This window comes from Pseudomonas oryzihabitans, from assembly GCF_007665395.1.
Classification (GTDB): Bacteria; Pseudomonadota; Gammaproteobacteria; order Pseudomonadales; family Pseudomonadaceae; genus Chryseomonas; species Chryseomonas psychrotolerans_C.
This window is the reverse complement of record NZ_VDND01000001.1, coordinates 147,208-169,754: the sequence shown is the minus strand read 5'-3', so window position 1 is coordinate 169,754 and position 22,547 is coordinate 147,208. Positions and strand designations below refer to the sequence as shown.

General features: G+C 68.1%; 19 protein-coding genes and 1 other RNA gene. 11 read left to right on the top strand and 9 right to left on the bottom strand.

Translation table 11 applies throughout. The annotated features are described in order from the left end of the window. Positions 1-27: 27 nt before the first annotated feature. From urtD to urtA, 5 genes are all read right to left on the bottom strand, one after another. Positions 28-792 carry an urea ABC transporter ATP-binding protein UrtD gene (gene urtD / locus FSV73_RS00755; protein WP_145002436.1) on the bottom strand — a complete coding sequence of 255 codons (765 nt, stop codon included), beginning with the start codon at positions 790-792 and terminating at the stop codon, positions 28-30. Continuing rightward, on the bottom strand, positions 789-1,952 hold the full coding sequence (gene urtC / locus FSV73_RS00750) for an urea ABC transporter permease subunit UrtC (RefSeq protein ID WP_145002433.1): 1,164 nt from the start codon (positions 1,950-1,952) through the stop codon (positions 789-791). Before urtC ends, urtD begins: the two co-directional genes overlap by 4 nt. Before the next feature lie 10 nt (positions 1,953-1,962). After that, the gene (gene urtB / locus FSV73_RS00745) at positions 1,963-2,880 is read right to left on the bottom strand and encodes an urea ABC transporter permease subunit UrtB (RefSeq protein ID WP_186309130.1); all 918 of its coding nucleotides are present in this window, start codon (positions 2,878-2,880) and stop codon (positions 1,963-1,965) included. A 66-nt stretch (positions 2,881-2,946) separates the two neighbouring features. Further along, a non-coding RNA gene (locus FSV73_RS00740) (sX9 sRNA) lies at positions 2,947-3,022 on the bottom strand. 60 nt (positions 3,023-3,082) lie between these two features. Next, a complete protein-coding gene (gene urtA / locus FSV73_RS00735) occupies positions 3,083-4,327 on the bottom strand; it encodes an urea ABC transporter substrate-binding protein (protein WP_145002430.1) in 1,245 nt (414 codons plus the stop codon). A gap of 384 nt (positions 4,328-4,711) precedes the next feature. Here urtA and FSV73_RS00730 point away from each other — a divergent pair, with 384 nt between their 5' ends. Continuing rightward, positions 4,712-8,107: a hybrid sensor histidine kinase/response regulator gene (locus tag FSV73_RS00730; protein WP_145002427.1), complete on the top strand. Its 3,396-nt coding sequence runs from the start codon at positions 4,712-4,714 to the stop codon at positions 8,105-8,107. Next, on the top strand, positions 8,104-8,769 hold the full coding sequence (locus tag FSV73_RS00725) for a response regulator (RefSeq protein WP_145002424.1): 666 nt from the start codon (positions 8,104-8,106) through the stop codon (positions 8,767-8,769). The genes FSV73_RS00730 and FSV73_RS00725 overlap by 4 nt, the downstream gene beginning before the upstream one ends. 18 nt (positions 8,770-8,787) lie before the next feature. Here the strand turns inward: FSV73_RS00725 and FSV73_RS00720 are convergent, their stop codons facing one another. Beyond that, positions 8,788-9,240, bottom strand: a complete 453-nt coding sequence (locus tag FSV73_RS00720; RefSeq protein WP_145002422.1) for an Lrp/AsnC family transcriptional regulator — start codon at positions 9,238-9,240, stop codon at positions 8,788-8,790. A 103-nt stretch (positions 9,241-9,343) separates the two neighbouring features. On the opposite strand from FSV73_RS00720, the gene FSV73_RS00715 reads away from it, so the two are divergent. The 9 genes from FSV73_RS00715 to FSV73_RS00675 all read left to right on the top strand — a co-directional run bounded on the left by FSV73_RS00715 (position 9,344) and on the right by FSV73_RS00675 (position 18,978). After that, positions 9,344-9,955 (top strand): LysE family translocator, encoded by a 612-nt coding sequence (locus FSV73_RS00715; RefSeq protein WP_145002420.1) that lies wholly within the window; start codon positions 9,344-9,346, stop codon positions 9,953-9,955. Between the two features lie 32 nt (positions 9,956-9,987). Then, a complete protein-coding gene (locus FSV73_RS00710; protein ID WP_186309129.1) occupies positions 9,988-10,650 on the top strand; it encodes an SDR family oxidoreductase in 663 nt (220 codons plus the stop codon). A 99-nt stretch (positions 10,651-10,749) separates the two neighbouring features. Beyond that, positions 10,750-11,613: a LysR substrate-binding domain-containing protein gene (locus tag FSV73_RS00705; protein ID WP_145002416.1), complete on the top strand. Its 864-nt coding sequence runs from the start codon at positions 10,750-10,752 to the stop codon at positions 11,611-11,613. Between the two features lie 114 nt (positions 11,614-11,727). Beyond that, on the top strand, positions 11,728-12,771 hold the full coding sequence (locus FSV73_RS00700) for an ATP-binding cassette domain-containing protein (protein WP_145002414.1): 1,044 nt from the start codon (positions 11,728-11,730) through the stop codon (positions 12,769-12,771). After that, positions 12,768-14,474: a putative 2-aminoethylphosphonate ABC transporter permease subunit gene (locus FSV73_RS00695; RefSeq protein ID WP_145002412.1), complete on the top strand. Its 1,707-nt coding sequence runs from the start codon at positions 12,768-12,770 to the stop codon at positions 14,472-14,474. The genes FSV73_RS00700 and FSV73_RS00695 overlap by 4 nt, the downstream gene beginning before the upstream one ends. 17 nt (positions 14,475-14,491) lie before the next feature. Beyond that, positions 14,492-15,319, top strand: coding sequence for a phosphonoacetaldehyde hydrolase (gene phnX, locus FSV73_RS00690; protein WP_145002410.1), 828 nt, complete (start codon positions 14,492-14,494; stop codon positions 15,317-15,319). A 56-nt stretch (positions 15,320-15,375) separates the two neighbouring features. Next, entirely contained in the window at positions 15,376-16,395 is a 1,020-nt protein-coding gene (locus tag FSV73_RS00685; RefSeq protein WP_145004133.1) for a putative 2-aminoethylphosphonate ABC transporter substrate-binding protein, read from the top strand. Between the two features lie 28 nt (positions 16,396-16,423). Beyond that, positions 16,424-17,548: a TIGR03364 family FAD-dependent oxidoreductase gene (locus tag FSV73_RS00680; RefSeq protein WP_145002408.1), complete on the top strand. Its 1,125-nt coding sequence runs from the start codon at positions 16,424-16,426 to the stop codon at positions 17,546-17,548. Between the two features lie 77 nt (positions 17,549-17,625). Next, entirely contained in the window at positions 17,626-18,978 is a 1,353-nt protein-coding gene (locus FSV73_RS00675; protein WP_186309127.1) for a tetratricopeptide repeat protein, read from the top strand. 9 nt (positions 18,979-18,987) lie between these two features. Here the strand turns inward: FSV73_RS00675 and FSV73_RS00670 are convergent, their stop codons facing one another. From FSV73_RS00670 to FSV73_RS00660, 3 genes are read right to left on the bottom strand one after another with little or no spacing between them, the layout of a single operon-like run. Beyond that, entirely contained in the window at positions 18,988-20,355 is a 1,368-nt protein-coding gene (locus FSV73_RS00670) for a glutamine synthetase family protein (RefSeq protein ID WP_145002406.1), read from the bottom strand. Next, positions 20,352-21,752, bottom strand: coding sequence for an aspartate aminotransferase family protein (locus FSV73_RS00665; protein ID WP_145002404.1), 1,401 nt, complete (start codon positions 21,750-21,752; stop codon positions 20,352-20,354). Before FSV73_RS00665 ends, FSV73_RS00670 begins: the two co-directional genes overlap by 4 nt. Before the next feature lie 38 nt (positions 21,753-21,790). Beyond that, complete coding sequence (locus tag FSV73_RS00660; protein WP_145002402.1) at positions 21,791-22,546, bottom strand: SDR family NAD(P)-dependent oxidoreductase; 756 nt, start codon at positions 22,544-22,546, stop codon at positions 21,791-21,793. Between the last annotated feature and the right edge of the window lies 1 nt (position 22,547).

The window sequence follows — 22,547 nt, the reverse complement described above, 5'->3', positions numbered from 1 at the left end:
GACGCGCAGCAGATCGTGGACAGGTTTTCAGTGCCCCAGGTACACCTCGATAACCTTCGGATCGCGCTGCACCGCGTCCATGCTGCCCTCGGCGAGCACCTTGCCCTGGTGCAGCACCGTGACCTTGTGGGCGATGCTCTTGACGAACTCCATGTCGTGCTCGATGACCAGCACCGAGCGGCCCTGGCTGATGCGGTTGAGCAGCTCGGCGGTCTGGGCCCGCTCGGACACGCTCATGCCCGCCACCGGCTCGTCGAGCATCAGCAGTTCCGGGTCCTGCATCAGCAGCATGCCGATCTCCAGCCACTGCTTCTGGCCGTGGGAAAGCAGGTCCGCCTGCTGGTGCAGCAGCTCGGCGAGAAAGATCTGCTCGGCCACCTCCGCCACCCGGGCGACCACCGCCGCGCTGCGCTTGAAGAACAGCGCGCCGAACACCTTGCGGCCCTCGGGATAGGACATCTCCAGGTTCTCGAACACCGTGAGGTTTTCGTAGATGGACGGATTCTGGAACTTGCGGCCGACGCCGGCGCGGACGATGTCGAACTCCTTCATCCTGGTCAGCTCGCGACCGTTGAATTCGATGCTGCCGGCGGTGGCGCGGGTCTTGCCGCAGATCAGGTCGAGCACCGTGGTCTTGCCGGCGCCGTTGGGGCCGATCACCACGTGCACCTCGTTGCGGTCGACATAGAGATTGAGGTCATTCACCGCCTTGAAGCCATCGAAGGAGACGGTCAGGCCTTCGATGGCCAGCACCGGCTTGGCCAGCTGGAAACCGACGGGGCTGGTGTTCATCGGGTGGTCTCCAGAGCAGCGGGCTTGGTGGCGGTAGGCTGGGTCGGCGCGGCGACGGGGCGACTTGGCTGGCGACGTCTCAGCCGCGCCAGCAGCGGCAGGCCATGGCTCTTCCACAGGCCGGCGAGGCCATTGGGGAAATAGAGGACCACCACGATGAACAGCCCGCCCATCAGGTACAGCCAGAGTTCGGGGAAGGACTCGGAGAAGTAGGTCTTGCCGAAATTCACCAGCAGGGTCCCGTAGACCGCGCCGAGCAGCGACAGGCGCCCGCCCACGGCGGCGAAGATGACCATCTCGATGGAGGGCACGATGCCGACGAAGGACGGCGACATGAAGCCCACCTGCAGGGCGAACATGGCCCCGCCCACCGCCGAGAAGGCCGCGGCGACGCAGAACACGAAGATCTTGAAGCTGGCCACGTCGTAGCCGGAGAAGCGGACCCGCTCTTCCTTGTCGCGCATGGCCACCAGCAGCCGGCCGAGCTTGGAGGCCAGCACGAAGCGGGCGAGCAGGATGCAGGCGAACAGCAGGCCGGCGTTGATGAAATAGAGGGTGACCTTGGCACTGTCCGGGCGGATGTCCCAGCCCAGGACCGTCTTCAGGTCGGTGATGCCGTTGACCCCACCGGTCAGGCCCTGCTGACCGATGATGAGGATGCTCAGGATGGCGGCGATGGCCTGGGTGACGATGGAGAAATACACATCCCCGACCCGTCGCTTGAACATCGCCATGCCGATGATGAGGGCCAGCAGCGCCGGCACCGCGACCACCGCCACCAGGGTGAAGCCGAAACTGTGGAACGGCTGCCAGAGCCAGGGCAGTTCGGTGAGCTGGTTCCAGTCCATGAAGTCGGGAATGCCGGGGGTGGACTGGATCTTGGTGCTCAACGGGTCCGAGGCCTCCAGCTTGAGGAACATCGCCATGCAGTAGCCGCCGAGGCCGAAGAAGATCCCCTGGCCGAGGCTGAGGATGCCGCCATAGCCCCAGCACAGCACCAGGCCGACGGCGACGAAGGCGTAGGTCAGGTATTTGCCGACCAGGTTCAGGCGGAAGGTGTCCAGCGCCAGCGGAAAGACCACCAGGATCAGCGCGGCCAGCACCAGCAGGCCGAGGGCGCCCTGGCGACCGCCGAGCAGGTTGTGGATTGCCTTGTTCATCTCGCGCTCCCTACTTGCGGACTTTTGCCGAGAACAGCCCCTGGGGCCGCAGCATCAGGATGAGGATCACCGCCGACAGGGTCAGCACCTTGGCCATGGAGCCGGAGAGGAAGAACTCCAGCAGCGATTGCGCCTGGGCGATGCCGAAGGCCGAGGCGAGGGTACCGAGCAGGCTGGCCGCGCCGCCGAACACCACCACCAGGAAGGTATCGACGATGTACAGCGATCCGGCGGTGGGACCGATGGAGCCGATGGTGGTGAAGGCCGCGCCGGCCACCCCGGCCACGCCGCAGCCCAGGGCGAAGGTCATGCGGTCCACGCGGCGGGTGTTGATGCCCACGGCGCGGGCCATCAGCCGGTTCTGCATGGTGGCGCGGACCTGTAGGCCCCAGCGCGAGCGGTACAGCATGAGGAACAGGGTGATGGTCAGCAGCACCGTCACGGCCATGACGAAGAGGCCGTTCTTGGGGATGTCGATGCTGGCGGTCGGACTCCAGGAGCCCATCAGCCATTCCGGCATCTCGGCGCTCACCTCGCGGGCGCCGAACACCGAGCGAAACAGCTGCTGCAGGATCAGCGACAGGCCCCAGGTGGCCAGCAGGGTGTCCAGCGGCCGCTGATACAGCCGGCTGATCATCGCCCACTCCACCAGCCAGCCGATGGCGCCGGCGACGAAGAAGGCCAGCACGATGGCGAAGAAGAAGTAATAGGGCTGCAGGCCGGGGACATGATGCTGGATCAGCGTCGACACGACATAGGTGGTGTAGGCGCCGACGGCGAGGAATTCGCCATGGGCCATGTTGATCACCCCCATCTGCCCGAAGATGATCGCCAGGCCCAGCGCCATCAGCAGCAGCACGCAGAACACCGACAGGCCGTTGAAGCCCTGCATCACGGCGATCGCGCCTAAGTCCGATAAGCTTTCCATGAGACTCTCCCGCGGAGGTGGGCGGGACCGCCCTGTAGGCGGCCCCGGTCAGACACGGCTTGGAGCGGTTGGCAAACCGTAGCGAGCGGTTGTCAGGCGGGTGCAGGCGGCGCGCAGGAACCGCAGTGTACGAGCGGTACATGAGGATTCCGAGCACTGCACGCGCCCGCCTGGCGGACGCGCAGTAGGTTTGTCAGTCGCTCTACTGATAGCCCTTGGGGAAGGGGTTGGGCTCGATCAGCTCGGGCGACTCGTAGACCACCTTGAAGGTGCCGTCTGGCTGGATCTGGGCGATGCGCGAGCGGCTCCAGAGGTGATGGTTGTCATGCACCTTCACGTAGCCTTCCGGCGCGGTCTTGAGCTCCAGGCCGGGCGACGCCGCGACCACCTTGTCGACGTCGAAGCTGCCGGCCTTCTCCACCGCCATCTTCCACAGCCAGGGGCCGAGGTAGGCGGCCTGGGTCACGTCGCCGATGACCGCGTCCTTGCCGTACTTGGCCTTGAAGGCCTCGACGAAGGTCTTGTTGTTGGGGTTGTCCAGGGTCTGGAAGTACTTCATCGAGGAGTAGAAACCGGCCATGTTCTCGCCGCCGATGCCGAGCATCTCGTCCTCGGTCACCGAGAGGGTCAGCAGGTTCTGCTTGGCGGAGGTGATGCCGGCGGCCTTGAGCTGCTTGTAGAAGGCCACGTTGGAACCGCCCACCACCGCAGCGAAGACCACGTCGGGTTTCTTCAGCTTGATCTTGTTGGTCAGGGAGCCGAACTGGGTGCCGCCCAGCGGGTAGTACTCCTCCCCCACCACCTCACCGTGCAGCACGTTCTCGATGTGCTTGCGGGCGATCTTCATCGAGGTGCGCGGCCAGATGTAGTCCGAGCCCACCAGGTAGAAGGTCTTGGCGCCCTTCTCCTTGGCCAGCCAGTCCAGCGCCGAGAGGATCTGCTGGGTAGCCTCCTGGCCGGTGTAGAAGACGTTCTTCGACTGCTCCAGGCCTTCATAGAAGGTCGGGTAGTAGAGCAGGCCGTTGTCCTTCTCGAAGATCGGCAGCACCGCCTTGCGCGAAGCCGAGGTCCAGCAGCCGAACACCGCGGCGACCTTGTCGGCCTCCAGCAGCTTCTTGGCCTTCTCGGCGAAGGTCGGCCAGTCGGAGGCGCCGTCTTCCTGGACGATCTTGACCTGGCGGCCGAGCACCCCGCCCTGGGCGTTGATCTGCTCGATGGCCAGGCGCTCGGCCTGGATGGCGCCGGTCTCGGAGATGGCCATGGTGCCGGTGGCGGAGTGCAACTGGCCGACGGTGACCGTGCTATCGGTGACGGCGAGGCCGGTGGTGTTGGCGGCGTCCGCCAGGACGCCCTGGCTGAACACGCTGGCCGCCAGCAGGGACAAGGCCGCGGCGCCCAGCGCCAGGCGCCGGGGAAGGCTGGATTTCACGCCCGATGATCTGTGCATCTTCTCGCTCCTCTAGGTGATTGCCGTTCGTCCCTGGGGGCCAGGACTGCGGGTCTTCGCTGCGGAGCAAGGATGGGGCGCCGGTGGCGCCCGGGAACATACGCAGGATGACGTAAGGGCCTACGTCATCTGACGTACAGCCCGCTGCAACGCCCTGGGGCATGCTCTGTCTCGCGCGCGCCCGCGCGGAGCAGCATGGCCCGGGCGCGCCACGCCGAAGGGTGAGCCCCGGGCCCCCGGAGCGGGGCACGGAACTTGCCTCCCGAGCCTGTTCACCCGCGCGCGAGCCAGTGCCAGACCAGGCGTTTTCAACGCGGTCCGGTCGACGCGCCGCAGACGACGAACAGGCTCTGAGCCCATCGCCGAACCACCAGGAGCCGTGCCGTGCAGCAGACCGGGACGCAACGCATCGCCAAGATCCGCCGGGACTACAACAGCTGGGTCGCCGACGAGACGCTGGAGGACTACGCCCTGCGCTACACGCCCCGGTCGTTCCGCAAATGGTCGGAATTCCGGATCGCCAATACCGCCCTGGGCGCCCTCTCCTTCCTCGCCCTGGAAGCCATCGGCGGCGCCCTGGCGATCAGCTACGGCTTCACCAACACGCTCTGGGCGGTGCTGGCGGTGAGCCTGGTGATCTTCCTCACCGGCCTGCCGATCAGCTACTACGCGGCCCGCTACGGGGTCGACATGGACCTGCTGACCCGCGGCGCCGGCTTCGGCTACATCGGCTCTACCATCACCTCGCTGATCTACGCCAGCTTCACCTTCCTGTTCTTCGCCCTGGAAGCGGCGATCATGGCGCTGGCCCTGGAGCTGTACTTCCATATCCCGCTGGCGCTGGCGTACGTGATCTGCTCGATCATCGTCATCCCCCTGGTCACCTATGGCATCACCCTGATCAATCGCCTGCAGCTGTGGAGCCAACCGCTCTGGCTGGTCCTGCTGGCGTTGCCCTATGCCTTCGTCATCGCCAAGAACCCCGGCGCCCTGGCGGACTGGACCACCTTCGCCGGCCGCGAGGGCGAAGCCGGTGCCTTCAACCTGCTGTCCTTCGGCGCCGCCTGTACCGTCGGCCTGGCGCTGGTGACCCAGATTGGCGAGCAGGTCGATTACCTGCGCTTCCTGCCTGAGAAGACCGCCGCCAACCGCCGCCGCTGGTGGGCGGCGCTGCTGCTGGCCGGCCCCGGCTGGATCCTGCCCGGGGCACTGAAGATGCTCGCCGGCGCCTTCCTGGCCTTTCTCGCCCTGCAACATGAAATTCCCCTGGAGCGCGCCGCCGAGCCGACCCAGATGTACCTGGTGGCCTTCGGCTACGTCTTCTCTTCACCGGGCTGGGCCATGGGCGCCATGGTGCTGTTCGTCATCGTCAGCCAGATCAAGATCAACCTGACCAACGCCTATGCCGGCTCCCTGGCCTGGTCCAATTTCTTCGCTCGGGTCACCCATAGTCATCCCGGCCGCGTGGTCTGGCTGGTGTTCAACGTGCTGATCGCGCTGATGCTGATGGAGCTGGGGGTGTTCCAGGCCATCGAGGAGGTGCTCGGGCTCTATGCCAACATCGCCATCGCCTGGATCGGCGCGGTGGTCGCCGACCTGGTGATCAACAAGCCCCTGGGGCTGTCGCCCCGGCACATCGAATTCAAGCGGGCGCACCTCTACGACATCAACCCGGTGGGTGTCGGCGCCATGTTGCTGGCCTCGCTGCTCTCCGGCCTGGCCCACGCCGGCCTGTTCGGCGCCCTGGCCCAGGCCATCTCGCCGGCGGTGTCCCTGCTCGCCGCGCTGGTCTGCGCCCCGCTGCTGGCCTGGGTCACCCGGGGCCGCTACTACATCGCGCGCACCAGCGTGCTGAAGCTGATCCATCCCGCCCAGGTCCACCTGGAATGCGTGCTCTGCACCAATGCCTTCGAGCGCGAGGACATCGCCTTCTGCCCGGCGTACGGCGCGCCCATCTGCTCACTGTGCTGCGCCCTGGACGCGCGCTGCGGCGACCTGTGCAAGCCCGAGGCACGGCTGTCGGCGCAGTTCGATACCCTGCTGCGCTGGCTGCTGCCCAACACCTCGGTACCGCGCCTGCATACCCGCCTGGCGCATTACCTGGGCGTCCTGATCGTCATGGTCGGGCTGATGTTCTGCGCCCTGGCGCTGATCTACAGCCAGGTCTCCCAGGGCCTCCAGGGCGACGAGCGCCACCTGCTCTACCAGGGCTTCTTCAAGGCCTTCATGGTGCTCACCCTGTTCGCCGGGGCGCTGGCCTGGTGGGTGGTGCTGACCCGCGAGAGTCGCCACGTGGCGCTGGAGGAATCAACCCGGCAGACCGCCCTGCTGATGCAGGAAATCCAGGCCCACCGCAAGACCGACGAGGCCCTGCAGCGCGCCAAGGAAGCCTCGGAGGCCGCCAACGCCGCCAAGAGTCGCTACGTCACCGGCCTGTCCCACGAATTGCGCACGCCGCTGAACAGCATCCTCGGCTATACCCAGATCCTGCAGCGCGACCCGGCGAGCAGCAGTCGCCAGCAGGACGCCCTGGGCACCATCTTCCGCAGCGGCTCGCACCTGCTGTCCTTGATCGATGGCCTGCTCGACGTGGCCAAGATCGAGGCGGGCAAGCTCAACCTGGAGCCCTCGGAGATCCCTTTCCCGGAATTCATCGAGCAGCTGCAGCAGATGTTCGCCCCCCAGGCCCAGGACAAGGGCCTAAGCTTCCGCCTCGACGCCCAGGGACGCCTGCCGGCGGTGGTCCGCGGCGACGAGAAGCGGGTCCGCCAGATCCTCATCAACCTGCTCGGCAACGCCGTGCGCTACACCGACCGCGGCGGCGTGGTACTGGGGGTCACCTACGCCCGGGAAACCGCCACCTTCGAGATCAGCGACAGCGGCCTGGGGATCGCCCCGGAGCAGCTGGAGCGGCTGTTCCAGCCCTTCGAGCGTGGTGACCCGCTGCGCCAGGACAACGGCCTCGGCCTGGGCCTGACCATCACCCGCATGCTGGTGACCCTCATGGGCGGCGCCCTGGATGTCCAGAGTACGCCGGGCCAAGGCACCCGCTTCATCGTGCGGCTGTTCCTTTCCGAGGTACGGGTCCCCCAGGCGCTGGTCCACGTCGAGCACACCATCACCGGTTACCAGGGCCCGCACCGGCGGGTGCTGCTGGTGGATGACCACCTCGACCACCGCCGGGTGCTGGCCGGCATGCTCGAACCCCTGGGTTTCAAACTGGCCGAGGCCAGCAATGGCCAGGACGCCATCCGCCAGGTGGCCCTGTGGCAGCCCGACCTGATCCTCATGGACCTCGCCATGCCACTGTTGGACGGCCTGGAGACCAGCACCCTGATCCGCCGCAATGGCCTCTCCCGGGCGCCCATCATCGTCATCTCCGCCAATGCCTTCGCCGACGACCGCCAACGCAGCGCCGCCGCGGCCTGCGACGACTACCTGGCCAAGCCGGTGCACACGCCGCAGCTGCTGGAGAAGATCAAGAGGCACCTGGAACTGGAATGGCTGGAGCGCCCCGAGGAGCCGCCCCAGGCGCCGCCGCTGCCCCTGCAGGCGCCAAGTGCCGCCAGTCTGGCCGAACTGCAGGAGCTGGGCGCCCTGGGCTATGTCAAGGGTATCCTCGAATGCCTGGAGCGCATCGAGCGCGACGAGCCGCTCAGCGCCGCCTACGTCGCCACCCTGCGCGGGCTGGTCAAGCGCTTCCAGCTCAACGACTTCAACCGCCGCCTCAAGGACGCCCTGCAGCCGGCCGACCTGCCCCTGGAAGGAGAACACCCATGAATGCCGCCCTACAGCCCGCTCCCGCCGGCGTCGTGCTGATCGTCGATGACACCCCCGACAACCTCGCGCTGCTCTCCGATGCCCTGGACGCCACCGGCTACATGGTGCTGGTGGCCATGGACGGCGCCAGCGCCCTGGAACGCATGCAGCGCCGGCGTCCTGACGTCGTGCTACTCGATGCGGTGATGCCCGGCCTGGACGGCTTCGAGACCTGCCGGCGGATCAAGGCCCAGGCCGAACTGGCCGACATCCCGGTGCTGTTCATGACCGCCTTGACCGAGAGCGAGCACGTGGTGGAGGCCTTCGCCGCGGGCGGTATCGACTACGTCACCAAGCCCCTCAAGACCGACGAGGTACTGGCGCGGGTGGCCGCCCACCTGCGCACCGCCCGCGAACTCCAGGCGGCCAGGAGCCTACCGGCAAGCCGTCCGCAAACCAGGACCGCGCTTGACCTCGCCCCCCTCAGCAGCCGCTACCAGCTGACCGGCCGCGAAGTCGAGGTGCTGCACTGGGTGGCCTGCGGCAAGACCAACCGCGACATCGGCGACATCCTCGGCCTCTCGCCGCGCACGGTGAACAAGCACCTCGAGCACGTCTACGTGAAACTCGGCGTGGAGACCCGCACCGCGGCGGCCACATTGGCCATTGCGGCATGTCGCTAGCGCAGGCCCGCGCCGGCGCTAGGCACGCTGGTCCTTGGCGGTATCCATGACGATGTAGCTGACCACCGAGTTCACGTACGGCAGCACGCCCAAGACCTGGGTATGGAAGGCGCGATAGGCCTGCATGTCCGCCACTTCCACCCGCAGCAGGTATTCCACAGCCCCGGTGACGGTATGGCATTCCACCACGTCCGCCGACTCACTGATGGCTGCTTCGAAGGCGTTCAGTGCCTCGCGGCCGTGGCTGGCCATGCCGACGGCCACGTAGACGACGAACCCTATGCCTACCAAGGCACGGTCCACCACCGCCCGATAGCCCTTGATGACGCCGGAGCGCTCCAGCTCCTGAACCCGCCGCAGGCAGGCCGAGGGCGACAGGCCGACCCGCTCGGCCAGCTTGACGTTGGTCTGGCGCGCGTCTCTTTCCAGCTCACGCAATATCCGGCGGTCGAGGCGATCTAGTTCGATCATTCGTTGCGCTCCATCTTTCAAACTTCCCATTTATGCAATCTTATGCGGCTAGATGCACAATAAAATAGGCTTTCATCAGCCTGAACACGCAACCGCCTTGCCCATGACCGATCTCGCCGTCCTCCTGCCCTTCCTCCTCTTCGGCTTCATCATGACGGCTACACCCGGCCCCAATAACGCGTTGGTGCTGGCCAGCGGCGCCCACGTCGGAGTGCGCCGGACCGTGCCGCTGATTCTCGGCATCGCCACGGGCGTCGGGCTGCAATTGGCGGTTCTTGGGCTAGGGCTGGGAGCGATCTTCACTGCCGTGCCGAGCCTGCACCTGCTGCTGAGCGCCCTCGGACTGGCCTATTTGCTGCTGCTGGCCTGGCGTATCGCCCGCGGCGGTCCGCTCCGTCTCGACGCCGAGCCCGTACCGTCCATGGGATGGCTGGGTGGTGTTGCCTTCCAGTGGATCAATCCCAAGGCCTGGACGGTGTCGATCAGTGCGGCAGCGGCCTATATCCCGGTCGAGCAGCACGGGCTGAACGTGCTGCTGGCCGCGTTGTTGCTGGCCCTGCTGAGTATTCCCAGCGTCGGCCTCTGGGCCCTCGCCGGGAGCGCGCTGCGGGGTTGGCTCACCCATGAGCGCCGCGCCCGCTGCTTCAACCTGACCATGGCCATCCTGCTGCTGGCAGCGACCTTGCCACCCCTCTATCAGCTATTCACCGCCTGACTCCTCAGCCCCGTCAGCCAGGAATTCGCCACGTGTCCAACCGTGCCAAGATCGCGCTCGTCTGCGAAGCTCACCAAGGACTCGGCGCGCTCATCGCCGCGGCGCTGGCCCGGGAGGGCGTCCGGGTGATCCGGGCAGCCGCGGATCCCGCCCACGCCACCCAGCGCGATACCGTGCAGCTGGATTTCCTGGTGCCGGCCTCGGTGATCCGCTGTGCCGAGCACCTCCAGGCAACCGACCGCGAGCCGGATATCTTGGTGCTCAATGGCCCGCCCCTGGCGGACGGCTACAGCGCCGCGCTGGACGACATCGCCTGGGCCGACGCCTGCCAGCTGCTGTGGACCGGCCCCCTGGCGCTGGTGGGCCGGCTGCTGCCGGGCATGGTGCAACGAGGCAACGGTCGGCTGATCTGGCTGACTTCCGCCGCGGCGCATCGCTTCGTCGCGGGCCGGGCCATTGCCACCTCGCTGCAGAGCGGTATCCACGGGTTGGTGCGGACCCTGGCCGCCGAATACGGCGCCCAGGGCATCACGGTCAATGCGCTCATACCTAGTGTCAGGTCGCCACGTGCAGTACCGGCTGGCCAGTCCGCCGCGTCCCTTGCCTTTGCCCGCTACGCGGCCTTTCTCGCCTCCGATGCGGCTGGCTATGTCTCCGGCCAGCTGCTGGTCGCCGAGGTGGATGCCGTGCCGTGACGCCTCAGCCCCACTGTGCCTCTTCCGACCCAACGGCCGGACGGCTAAGGTGTGCCCCTTGCGTTCTCCAACCGTAGCCCCGTCCCGGAGCCTCAAGCCATGCTCAGCCAGGAGCTCAAGGCGTTCCACATGGTCGCGCGCCTGGGCAGCATCACCCAGGCCGCCAAGAAGCTCGGCCTGAGCCAGCCCACGGTGACCACCCAGATCCGCAACCTGGAGGCCCATTACGGCGTCGAGCTGTTCCATCGCGGTGGTCGGCGGCTGCTGCTCAGCGAGGTGGGGGTCCAGTTGTTGCCCAAGGTGCAAGAGCTCCTGCAACGCGAAGCCGACATCGACTTCCTGCTGCGCAACAGCGGCCAGCTCCAGGGCCGGCTGCGTCTCGCGGCCACGGCGCCCTACTACATGTTGGACCTGCTGCGCGATTTCCGCCTGCGCCATCCGCACATCGAGGTGACCCTGACCATCGGCAACTCCCAGCAGGTGGTGGAGGCCCTGGAAGACTATCGCGTCGATCTGGCCGCCTCTTCGCAATTGGAACAGGACCCGCGCTTCACGCGCCTGGTGCTGGGCGAGGACCCCTTGGTGCTGACCGTGCACCGCAGCCACCCCCTGGCCGGTCGCCAGCGCCTGCCACGTACCGCCCTGGCTGGCCAGTGCCTGTTGTGCAGGGAGGCAGGCTCGATCACCCGCCAGCTGACCGAGTACTGGCTGGCGGAGGCCGGCGTCCAGCTGGGCAGCCTGCTGGAGATTGGCAGCCGCGAGTCGATTCGCGAGGCGGTGCTGCGCGGCCTCGGCGTGGCCGTGATCGCACGGCACGAGGTGCCGGACCATCCTGCGTTGCGCGTAATCGAGTTGGAAGAGGCGCCGACCATCGTCGAGTACCTCTACTGCCTTAAGGAGCGGCGCCAGGCGCGACTGCCGGCCGCCTTCCTCGCTGTGGCGCGGAAAACCAGCTCGGGCTGATCACCCCTACGCAAATCTGCCGATACCACTATCGGTAGATTTGGCCCAACTGCCATCAAGACGTCGCGCCCGGCGCCCAGCATTGACTTCGTCCCCCCGAACGAGATCACTGCCATGGCTACCGTCCCTCTGCGTCTGAGCGGATTGCACAAGGGCTTCGAAGGCTTCGCGGCACTGGACGGCATCTCGCTGGACGTCGCCGCTGGCGAACTGGTCTGCCTGCTCGGCCCGTCCGGCTGCGGCAAGACCACCCTGCTGCGCTGCATCGCCGGCCTGGAGCGCCAGGACGCCGGACGCATCGAATTCGGCGATCGCGACGTGTCCCGGCTGCCGCCCCAGGCGCGTGATTACGGCATGCTGTTCCAGTCCTATGCGCTGTTCCCTCACCTCGACGTGGCCGCCAACGTCGCCTATGGGCTGCGCGGCTGGTCGCGAGCGGAGATGCGCGTCCGGGTGGCCGAGCTGCTGGCACTGGTCGGCCTGAGCGGTAGCGCGCGCAAGTATCCCGGCCAGTTGTCCGGCGGCCAGCAGCAACGTGTCGCCCTGGCCCGCGCCCTGGCGCCCCGCCCTTCGCTATTGCTGCTGGACGAGCCGCTGTCGGCGCTGGACGCCCAGGTTCGCGAGCGCCTGTGCGGCGAGTTGCGCGCACTGCAGCGCCAACTCGGCATCACCACCCTGATGGTCACCCATGACCAGGACGAAGCCCTGCTGATGGCCGACCGCGTCGCGGTGCTCAACCGGGGGCGGATCGAGCAATACGCCCCCCCGGAAATCCTCTATCGCCAGCCAGCGAGCCCCTTCGTCGCCGCCTTCATCGGCCAGGGCAACTGGCTGCCCTTCGAAGGACGCGCGGGCGTCGCCTGGATCGGCGACCGAGCGCTCAGTGTGTCGATGCGCCTGCCCACGGGACCCGGGCGGCTGTTCTGCCGCCCGGAGGCCATCCAGGTGAATCCGCCGACGCCACAGCCCAACCAGCTACCGGGTCGGGTCCGCGAGCGGGTGTTCCTCGGCAATCGCTGCCGCCTGGGCTTCGAATTGGAAGGCTTGCCCGGCGTGCCGCTGGTCGCCGAACTGGCACCCGAGGCCGCCACCCTCCCGCCCGGCGGCGCCCTGAGCGTCGTCCTGCCCCCGCATGCCCTGCAGGTGTTCGCCCCATGATCCTCGCCCAGCGTCTTTCCCTACCCCGTTTCGCGCGCCGCACCACTTGCGATCTCGCCGACCGGGTCTTCATCCTGGGTGGCCAGGGCCTGCTGCTGGTCCTGCTGCTACTCGCCGTGGTGCTGCCGCTGTTGGCCATCTTCTGGCGCGGCTTGGCCGGTGACCCGAGCCAGGGTGGGGGCCTGGCCAGCGCGCTGGACTTCTTCGCCAGCACGCATTTTCGCTGGTTGCTGGGCAACAGCCTGGCCACCGCCGGCACGGTGGTCGTCCTGGTGGTGCCGGTGGCCTATCTGTTCGCCTATGCCCTGCAGCGTGCCCGTCTGCCGGCCAAGGGACTCTGGCGGGGCCTGTCGCTGTTGCCGCTGCTGGCGCCGTCCATGCTGCCCGGCATCGCCCTGATCTATCTGTTCGGTAACCAGGGGCTGCTGCGCGGAGTGGTAGCCGACAACATCTATGGCTTCTGGGGCATCGTCCTGGGCCAGGCGCTTTACACCTTTCCCCACGCCCTCATGGTCTTGCTGGGTAGCCTGGCGCTGGCCGATGCGCGGCTGTTCGATGCCGCCGCCAGCCTCGGTGCCTCGCCCTGGCGGGCCTTCCGTACCCTGGTCTGGCCGGCGACCCGCCAGGGCGTCTTTGCCGCCAGTTGCCTGGTGCTGAGCCTCTGCATCACCGATTTCGGCGTACCGGTGGTGGTGGGCGGCAACTACCAGACCCTGGCGCTGGAAGCCTACAAGGTGGTCATGGGCCAGCAGCAATTCGGTCGCGGCGCCCTGATCGGCCTCTGCCTGTTACTGCCGGCGCTGCTCAGCTTCGCCGTGGATCTCTGGCTACGCCGCCAGCGCGGCGCCCTGGACGGCCGCGTACAGGTCTACCGTCCTCGCCCGGCGCCACTGCGCGACGGCAGCCTGCTCCTGCTGGTGGTGCTGGTCTGCGCCCTGCTGGTCGGCGTCTTCGGCACTGCGGTCTATTCATCGTTGGTGCGCTTCTGGCCCTACGACCTGTCCCTGTCGCTGCACAACTACGCCTTCTCCGACCTGCCCGGCGGTTGGCAGGCCTATGGCAACAGCCTGCTGATGGCCAGCGGCAGCGCCCTCGTGGGCGGACTGCTGATCTTCACCGGCACCTACCTGCTGGAAAAGACACCCCAGACCGCCCTGACCCGGCTGCTGCGCCTGCTCTGCTTCATCCCCATGGCGGTGCCCGGACTGGTGCTGGGGCTGGGGTACGTCTTCTTCTACAACCTGCCGGCCAATCCACTGCACGGCCTCTACGGCGGCCTGCCGCTACTGGCGGTCTGTACCGTGGCGCACTTCCTCACCACCGCCCAGCTCACCGCTGCCACCGCCCAGCGCCAGCTGGATGACGAATTCGAAGCCGCCGCCCGCTCGCTCAAGGTGCCCCTGGCCCTGCACTTCCTGCGGGTGACCCTGCCACTGTGCCTGCCGGCGCTGCTGGACAGCATCCGCTACCTGTTCGTCTCGGCCATGACCACGGTGTCGGCCGCCATCTTCCTCTATAGCCCCGACAGCCTGCTGGCCGCCATCGCCGTGCTCAACCTGGACGACGCCGGCAACGTCGGCGGCGCCGCGGCCATGGCCACCCTGATCCTGCTCACCAGCGCCGGCATCTCGCTGCTGCTCGCCGGGCTCTCCCGCGGACTGCTGCGCCGCACCCAGGCCTGGCGCAATCCCACCGCCTCCTGACCCAAGGACCTCGCCCCATGGACTATCAAGCCCCCACTCGCCTGCAGGCCGCCATCCTCGACTGGGCCGGCACCGTGATCGACTTCGGCTCCTTCGCCCCCACCCATATCTTCGTCGAGGCCTTCGCCGAATTCGACGTCGAACTCAGCCTCGCCGAGGCCCGGGTGCCCATGGGCCTGGGCAAGTGGGATCACATTCGCGCCCTCTGCGACCAGCCCGCCGTGGCCGAGCGCTTCGCCCGTCGCTTCGGCCGGCTGCCCAGCGATGCCGACGTGACGGCGATCTACCAGCGCTTCATGCCGCTGCAGATCGCCCGGGTCGCCGAGCATTCGGCGCTGATTCCGGGCGCCCTGGAAGCCATCGCCGCCCTGCGCGCCCGTGGGCTGAAGATCGGCAGTTGCTCCGGCTATCCGCGCACGGTGATGAACCGGGTCGGCGAACTGGCCGCCGCGGCGGGCTATCGACCCGATCATGTGGTGGCCGCCGACGAGGTGCCCAAGGCCCGTCCCGGACCGGCCCAGGCGCTGGCCAACGTCATCGCCCTGGGCATCGAGGACGTCGCCGCCTGCGTCAAGGTCGACGACACCGCGCCCGGCCTGCTCGAAGGCCGGCGCGCCGGCATGTGGACGGTCGCCCTGCGCTGCTCCGGCAACCACCTGGGCCTGTCCTGGGATGACTACCAGGCCCTGCCCGCCGAGCGCCTGGCCGCGGAACGCGCGCGGATCGACGCCCTGCTCGCCCCCAGCCGTCCGCACTACCGGATCGACACCCTTGCCGACCTGCCGGCGGTGGTGACCGACATCGACGCCCGCCTGGCCCGGGGCGACAGCCCCCAGGCGAGCTGATCAGCCCTTCCCGAGGAGACCCGCCCATGTTCCTGCGTACTCTGTTCCTGCGTACCCTGTTCCTGCGTACCGCCCTGGCCAGCACCCTGGCCCTGGCCTGGCTGCTGCCCGTCCAGGCCGCCACCGAAGTCACCGTCTATACCGCCCTGGAAGTGGAGCAACTCAAGGCCTACCAGGACGCCTTCGAAGCCCAAAATCCCGACATCCACCTCAAGTGGGTGCGGGATTCCACCGGCATCGTCACCGCCAAGCTGCTGGCCGAAAAGGACCGGCCCCAGGCCGACGTCATCTGGGGCCTGGCCGCTTCCAGTCTGGCGATCCTCGACAAGCAGGGCATGTTGCTGCCCTATGCGCCGCAGAACCTGGCGCAGATCGGTACGCGCTATCGCGACGCGGCCACTCTGCCGGCCTGGGTGGGCATGGATGTCTGGGCAGCGACCCTCTGCGTGAATCGCGTCGAGGCCGAGCGCCAGGGCCTGCCGCTGCCCAAGACCTGGGAAGACCTGACCCGTCCCGAGTACCAGGGCAAGATCGTGATGCCCAACCCGGCCTCCTCCGGTACCGGCTACCTGGACGTCAGCGCCTGGCTGCAGTTGTTCGGCGAGGCCAAGGGCTGGGATTACATGGACCGCCTGCACCGCAACATCGGCCAGTACACCCACTCCGGCTCCAAGCCCTGCAAGCTGGCGGCAGCCGGCGAGTTTCCCATCGGCATCTCCTTCGAGTACCCCGCGGTGCAACTCAAGCGCAAGGGCGCCCCGCTGGAGATCGTGCTGCCCGCCGAGGGCCTGGGTTGGGAGATCGAGGCGACCGCCATCGTCAAGGGCACCGAGCATCTGGAAGCGGCGCGCAAGCTGGCCGATTTCTCCGCCAGCCCCGCGGCCATGAATCTCTACAAGGCCAATTTCGCCGTGCTGGCGCAACCCGGTATCGCCACGCCCATGGCGGAGCTGCCCGCCGACTACGAACAGCACCTGGCACCCAACGACTTCGCCTGGGCGGCGACCCATCGCGACCGCATCCTCGCCGAATGGCGCCAGCGCTACGACGGCAAATCCGAACCGCGCATGCCCTGAGTCGGCCGTGCATTCTAGGAGAGACATCATGAGTCGACACTCTTGCGACCTGCTGGTGGTGGGCGCCGGCATCCTCGGCCTGGCCCATGCCTGGGCCGGCGTCCGCCGCGGCCTCAAGGTCCGCGTCTGCGAACGCAGCCATACCCCGCTCGGCGCCTCCATCCGCAACTTCGGCCAGGCCCTGGTCACCGGCCAGGCACCCGGCCCCATGCTGGAGTTGGCCCAGCGCTCACGGAAGCTCTGGGCGGAATTGGCCGGGGCGGCTGGGCTGTCCTTGCGCCAGCGCGGTTCCCTGCTGTTCGCCCGGACCCCGGCGGAAGAAGCCCTGCTCGACGCCTTCTGCGCCGGTCGGGCGCAGGAGTTGGGCTATCGCGTCGAGCTACTGCGCGGTGCAGCGCTCGACGGCCTCTACGCCGGCCGCTTCGCCCATCACCGCGCCGCTTTGCATGGCCTGGACGACCAGCAACTCTATTCGCGCGAGGCGCTGCCGCAGATCGTCGAGCATCTGCGCGGACTGGGGGTGGAGTTTCATTTCTCCACCCTGGTGCGCGACGTGACTCCGGGCGCCGCCCTCACCACGGCCGGCCGTTTCACGGCCGAGCAGATCCTGGTGTGCTCGGGGCACGACTACCAGACGCTGCTGGCCGAACCTCTGGCCGCGCTCAACCCCCAGGTCTGCCGCCTGCAGATGCTGCGGGCCCGCCCCGCTCGCCCGCTGGACCTGCAACACGCGCTGCTGACCGGCCTGAGTTGCGTCCACTATGGTGCCTTCGCCGACCTGCCCGAGGCCGCGGCGATCCGCGCCGAGATTCGCCAGCAGCAACCGCAGCTGGAAGCCCTGGGCATCCACCTGCTGATCAGCCCGACGCCCTCCGGCGAGCTCATCATCGGCGACTCCCACGACTACGGCAGCGACGCCTCGCCCTTCAATGCCGAGCACGTCGACCAGTTGCTGCTGGAGTTGGCGGAGCACACCCTGGGCGACCGTCTGCACGTCGTCGAGCGCTGGCAAGGCGTCTATGGCGCGCGCGGACCCGGGCCCTACAGCGTGCTGCAGGTCGATCCGCAGATCACCGCGGTGCTGATGCACACTGGCCTGGGCATGAGCATCGGCCTGGCGTTGGGGGAGCGGACCATCGCCAGGCTGTTCTAGCGGCGTTGGCCTGCGACACCTCTGGTGTGGCAGGCCTGCCGTCCAGCGAGCGGCCGGTCGCGACGGGTTGTGGGAAGATGCCTGTCTCGCTAGCCCCCACCGAGATCCCCGTGCCCTATACCGACCGCTACGGTCTGCCGCTGTCGACCTCTTCCGCCCAGGCCGCCGACGCCTACCAGGTGGGTGTGGACCTGCTGCTCTCGCTCTGGCCCGGTGCGCTGGAAGCCCTGGAGCGGGCCATCGCGCTGGACCCCGACTTCGCCCTCGCCCATGCCGCCCGGGCGCGGCTGCAGCTGATCGACAACCAGGCCGGCGCGGCGCGGGAGACCATCGTGCGGGCGCAGCGGCTGGTCGAGCGGCGTGGTACGGAGCGCGAGCGCAGCCATGTCGAGGTCGTGCGGCGGCTGATCGCCGGGGAAGCCGCCCAGGCGCTGCAGGGCGCTCTTGACCATGCCGAGCGCTGGCCGCGCGATATCCTCATCCTCGGCCTGCCGCTGGGTGCCTTTGGACTGCTGGCGTTTTCCGGGCGGGCCGATCACGACCAGGCGCGGGTCGATCTCTGCGAGCGCCATGCCCGCCATTTCGCGGCGGATGACTGGTGGTTCCTCACCTACCGCGGCTGGTCCCACGGCGAGAACGGCGACGTGGTCCGTGGCCGAGCGCTTGCCGAGCGTGCGCTCGACTTGCGTAGGCAAAACGTCAATGCGGCCCATGCCCTGACCCATGTCCTGCACGAATCCGGCGACAGCCCGGCGGCCGAGGCCCTGATCGCGGGCTGGCTACCCGAATATCCCCGCCACGGCACCCTGCATGGCCATATCGCCTGGCACGGCGCCCTGGTGGCCCTGGAACAGGGCGACAGCCAGGGTGCGCTGGGCTTCTACCACCGCTATGTGGCGCCTGCCACCTCCACGGCGGGCCCGCTCAATCGAGTCAGCGACAATGCTTCCTTGCTCTGGCGTCTGTCGCTCTACGGCCACGAGGTACCGCCAGGACTCTGGCAGGCCACGGCCGCCAGCGTCACCGGGCTGTTCGAGCAGCCGGGCCTGGCCTTCGTCGATGTGCATATGGCGCTGATCGCGGCAGCGACCGGGGACCGTGCCGCCATGGCGGCACGCGTGGCGGGCCTCGAAGCCCTCGTCCACGCCGGCAGGCTGGCGGCCGGAGCGGTCGTCGCCACCCTCTGCCGCGCCCTGCTGGCCTTCGCCGATGAGGATTACCTGGGCTGCGCGCGCCTGCTGGAGCCGGTGCGTACGGACGTCGCTCGCATCGGCGGCAGCGGTGCCCAGCGCGAGGTCATCGAAGACACCCTGCTCGTGGCCCTGCTGCGCGGGGGTGAACACGCCAAGGCCGCGGCGCTGCTGGACGAGCGACTGCACCGGCGGCCCTCGACCCGGGATCGGCGTTGGCAGGCCAGCCTGGCGCCCTGAAGCGCGAGGTCAGGCATGCACCAGATACCACCGCCAATCCTGCTCCCCCACCTCGGCCATGAATTGCCGGTATTCCGCGCGCTTGATCGCCAGGTACACCTCGACGAAGCGCTCGCCCAGTGCTTCCCGGATCCAGCTGGAGTCTTCCAGCGCCTGTAGCGCGGTGAGCCAGTCGGTGGGCAGGAAGTCGGTGGCCTGTTCGTAGCCATTGCCGACGATGGCGGGCCCGGGATCGCGCTGGTCGCGGATGCCTTCATGGATAGCGGCGAGGATGGCGGCAGCCGCCAGGTAGGGGTTGGCATCGGCGCCGCAGATACGATGCTCGATGTGCCGACTGCTGGCCGGTCCTCCGGGTACGCGCAGGGACACGCTGCGGTTATTGACCCCCCAGCTCTTGGCCAGGGGCGCATAGCTGTTGGCCTGGAAGCGCCGGTAGGAATTGGCATTGGGGCAGAAGATCGCCAGGGCATCCAGCATCCGGTGCTGCATACCGCCGATGGCGTGGCGCAGCAGCGGCGTGCCCTGCGGGTCCTCGCTGGCGAAGAGGTTGTTGCCCGCGGCGTCGGCGAGGCTGACATGCAGGTGCAGGCCGCTGCCGGCCTGGTCGCCGAAGGGCTTGGCCATGAAGCAGGCCTGCAGGCCATGACGGTTGGCCACGCCCTTGACCAGGCGCTTGTAGCGCACCCCTTCGTCGATAGCCTGCAAGGCATCGAGGCGATGCAACAGGGTCAATTCGAGCTGGCCGGGGGCGTATTCGGAGATGGCCGTGCGCACCGGCAAGCCTTGCACCTCGCAGGCGGCATAGAGGTCGTCAAGAAAGGGCTGCAGCTGTTCCAGCTCCTGGACGCCATAGACCTGGGGCGCGCCGGGGCGGGCGCCATTCATCTGCCGCGCGGGTTGCGGGCGGCCCTGGGCGTCGCGCTCCCGGTCGAGCAGGTAGAATTCCAGCTCCACCGCCATCACCGGCTGGTAGCCGTCGGCCTGCAGGCGCTCGATCACCCGCACCAGCGCGTGGCGCGGATCGGCGGGCGTCGCCGGCAGGCCCTGGGTCGGGTGCATGCTGACCTGCACCTGGCCGGTGGGGGTGCTGCGCCAGGGTTGCAGGGTCAGGCTGCCGGGCAGCGGATAGGTCCAGCAGTCGACATCCGCCACCTCCCAGACCAGGCCGGTGGCTTCCACGTCCTCGCCCTGCAGGGTCAGCGCCAGGATGGAGCTGGGCAGCGGCCGGCCCTGCTCGTAGATCGCCAGCAGCTCCTCGCGATGCAGCAGCTTGCCACGGGGTACGCCGTTGGCGTCGATCAGCAGCAATTCGATGCTGCGTACCTCGGGATGCGCGGCGAGGAAATCCCGGGCTTCCTGGGCATCGGCGAACCTCATGGCCGGTGCTCCCGGGCGCCCGGCAACGCCAGGAGCGCGCTGAGCGCCTCGTCGAGGGTGGCCAGCAAGCGGTCGACATCCGCCGGCTGGATGTCCGGGCAGCACAGGGTCATGTTGTGGAAGGGGGTGATGAGGATGCCGCGGTTGATCAGATAGAGGTGCAGCGCCTGTTGCAGGCTGTCATGAAAGGCCGCCTCCGCCTCGGCGCCGGTGGTGGGCGGCGTGGCACAGAACTGGAATTCGCAGCGGGCACCCAATTCGGTCACCGACCAGGCCAGCTCGTGGCGGGCGATCACCGTGCGCAGGCCGGCGGCCAGGCGCGCCGCCATCGCCAGCATCCGCTCGTAGGCGGCCGGCGTCGCCACTTCTTCCAGGTTGACCCTCAGGCAGCGCATGGCCAGGGCATTGGCCGAGAGCGTGGTGCCCATGCCGCTGTGCCCGTGGCCATGGCTGGTCTCGCTGGCGTGCTGCTGCGCCAGGCGCATCGCCTGGGCCATTTCCTGGGTGCAGCCATAGGCCGAACAGGGCACGCCACCGGCGATAGGCTTGCCGAAGGTGAGGAAGTCCGGTTGCAGGTTCCAGGCGCGGGTGCAGCCGCCCGGGCCGGTGGACAGGGTATGGGTTTCGTCGATGATCAGCAGGCTGCCGTACCGGCGACTCAGCGCCCGCACCTGCTCCAGGAAGCCGGGCGCCGGGAGCACCATGCCGATGTTGGTCATGGCCGGTTCGCAGAGGATGGCGGCGACGTCGCCCTGGGCCAGCGCCGCTTCCAGGGCCGCGACATCATTGAAGGGAATGGCCCGGCAGGTCTCGGCGAGGTTGCGCGGCTCGCCGATCAGGCCGCCCCGGTGCACGGTGCGCCCGTCCTGGTGGCGTACCATCACCTCGTCGACGGTGCCGTGGTAGCAGCCATCGAACACCAGCAGCATCTTGCGATTGGTGATGGCGCGAGCCCAGCGGATGACGGAGCGGTTGGCATCGGTGGCGGTGTTCGCCACCTGCCAGAACGGCAGGCCGAAGCGCTCGGCGAGCAATTCGCCAGCGACCACCGCGTCCTCGCCCGGCAGCATGGTGGTGAGACCCCGGACGCTCTGTTCGACCAGCGCCCAGGCGATCGGCGCCGGTGAATGACCGAACATGCTGCCGGTATCGCCCAGGCAGAAATCAACGTAGGCGTGCCCGTCGACATCCTGGAAGCGCGCGCCCTGGGCCTGGCTGACGAAGAGTGCGCTGGGCATCGACCAGTCGTTCATCCAGTGCATCGGCACGCCACCGAACAGCGACTGCCGGGCGCGCTCGGCCAGGGCGAGGGACTGGGGATTACGCGCCAGGAAGCGCGCGCGTTCGCGGGCGACGAACTGCTGCACGGCCGCTTCGCTGATGCCACTGGGGGTCATGTCGGAATCCTCTTGGGTGGTGGGCGGATCGCCGGGGCTCAGTGGCCGGCCGATACACCGCAATCGATGGCCAGGTCGGCCCCGGTGATGGAACGGGCAGCAGGCTGGCACAGGAACAGGGCCAGTTCGGCGACCTCTTCGGGCTGGATGAAGCGCGCCTGCGCACCCTGCGGGTATTTCCCCAGCAACTCCTGCAGGTAGCCGTCCGGATCGCCGTTGCCGTAGCGCTCGGCCTGGAAGCTCAGCATGGGTGTCGCCACGTCACCGGGCGAGATGCTGTTGCAGCGCACCCCACTGGGCGCCAGATCCAGCGCCAGAGCCTTGGTCATGAGAGTGACCGCGCCCTTGCTGGCGCAGTAGACGGCGGCGTTGCGATTGCCCTGGCGGCCGGCGTCGCTGCTCAGGTTGACGATGGCGCCGCGGGTTTCGCGCAAGGCCGGGATGGCCGCGGCGCAGAGAAAGAAGCTGGCCTTGAGATTGACGTCCAGCACCAGGTCGAAATCTTCCTCGCTGAAGCTCTCCGCCGGACCTTCGCGCCAGACGCCGGCGCAGTTGATCAGGGCGTCGAGCCGGCCGAGGCGATTCAGGGCGCTGGCGACCACCTCCCGGCTGGCACTCGCCTGGCGCAGGTCTGCCGCGTGGTGGCCGGCGAGCCCACCTGCGGCCTGCAGCGCCGCCAGGGCCGGGCCGTCGAGATCGCTACCGAAGACCCGCCAGCCCGCTTGCAGAAATTGCTTGCGGACGGCCTGGCCAATGCCACCCAGTACCCCGCTGATCAATACGACGGGCTGCATG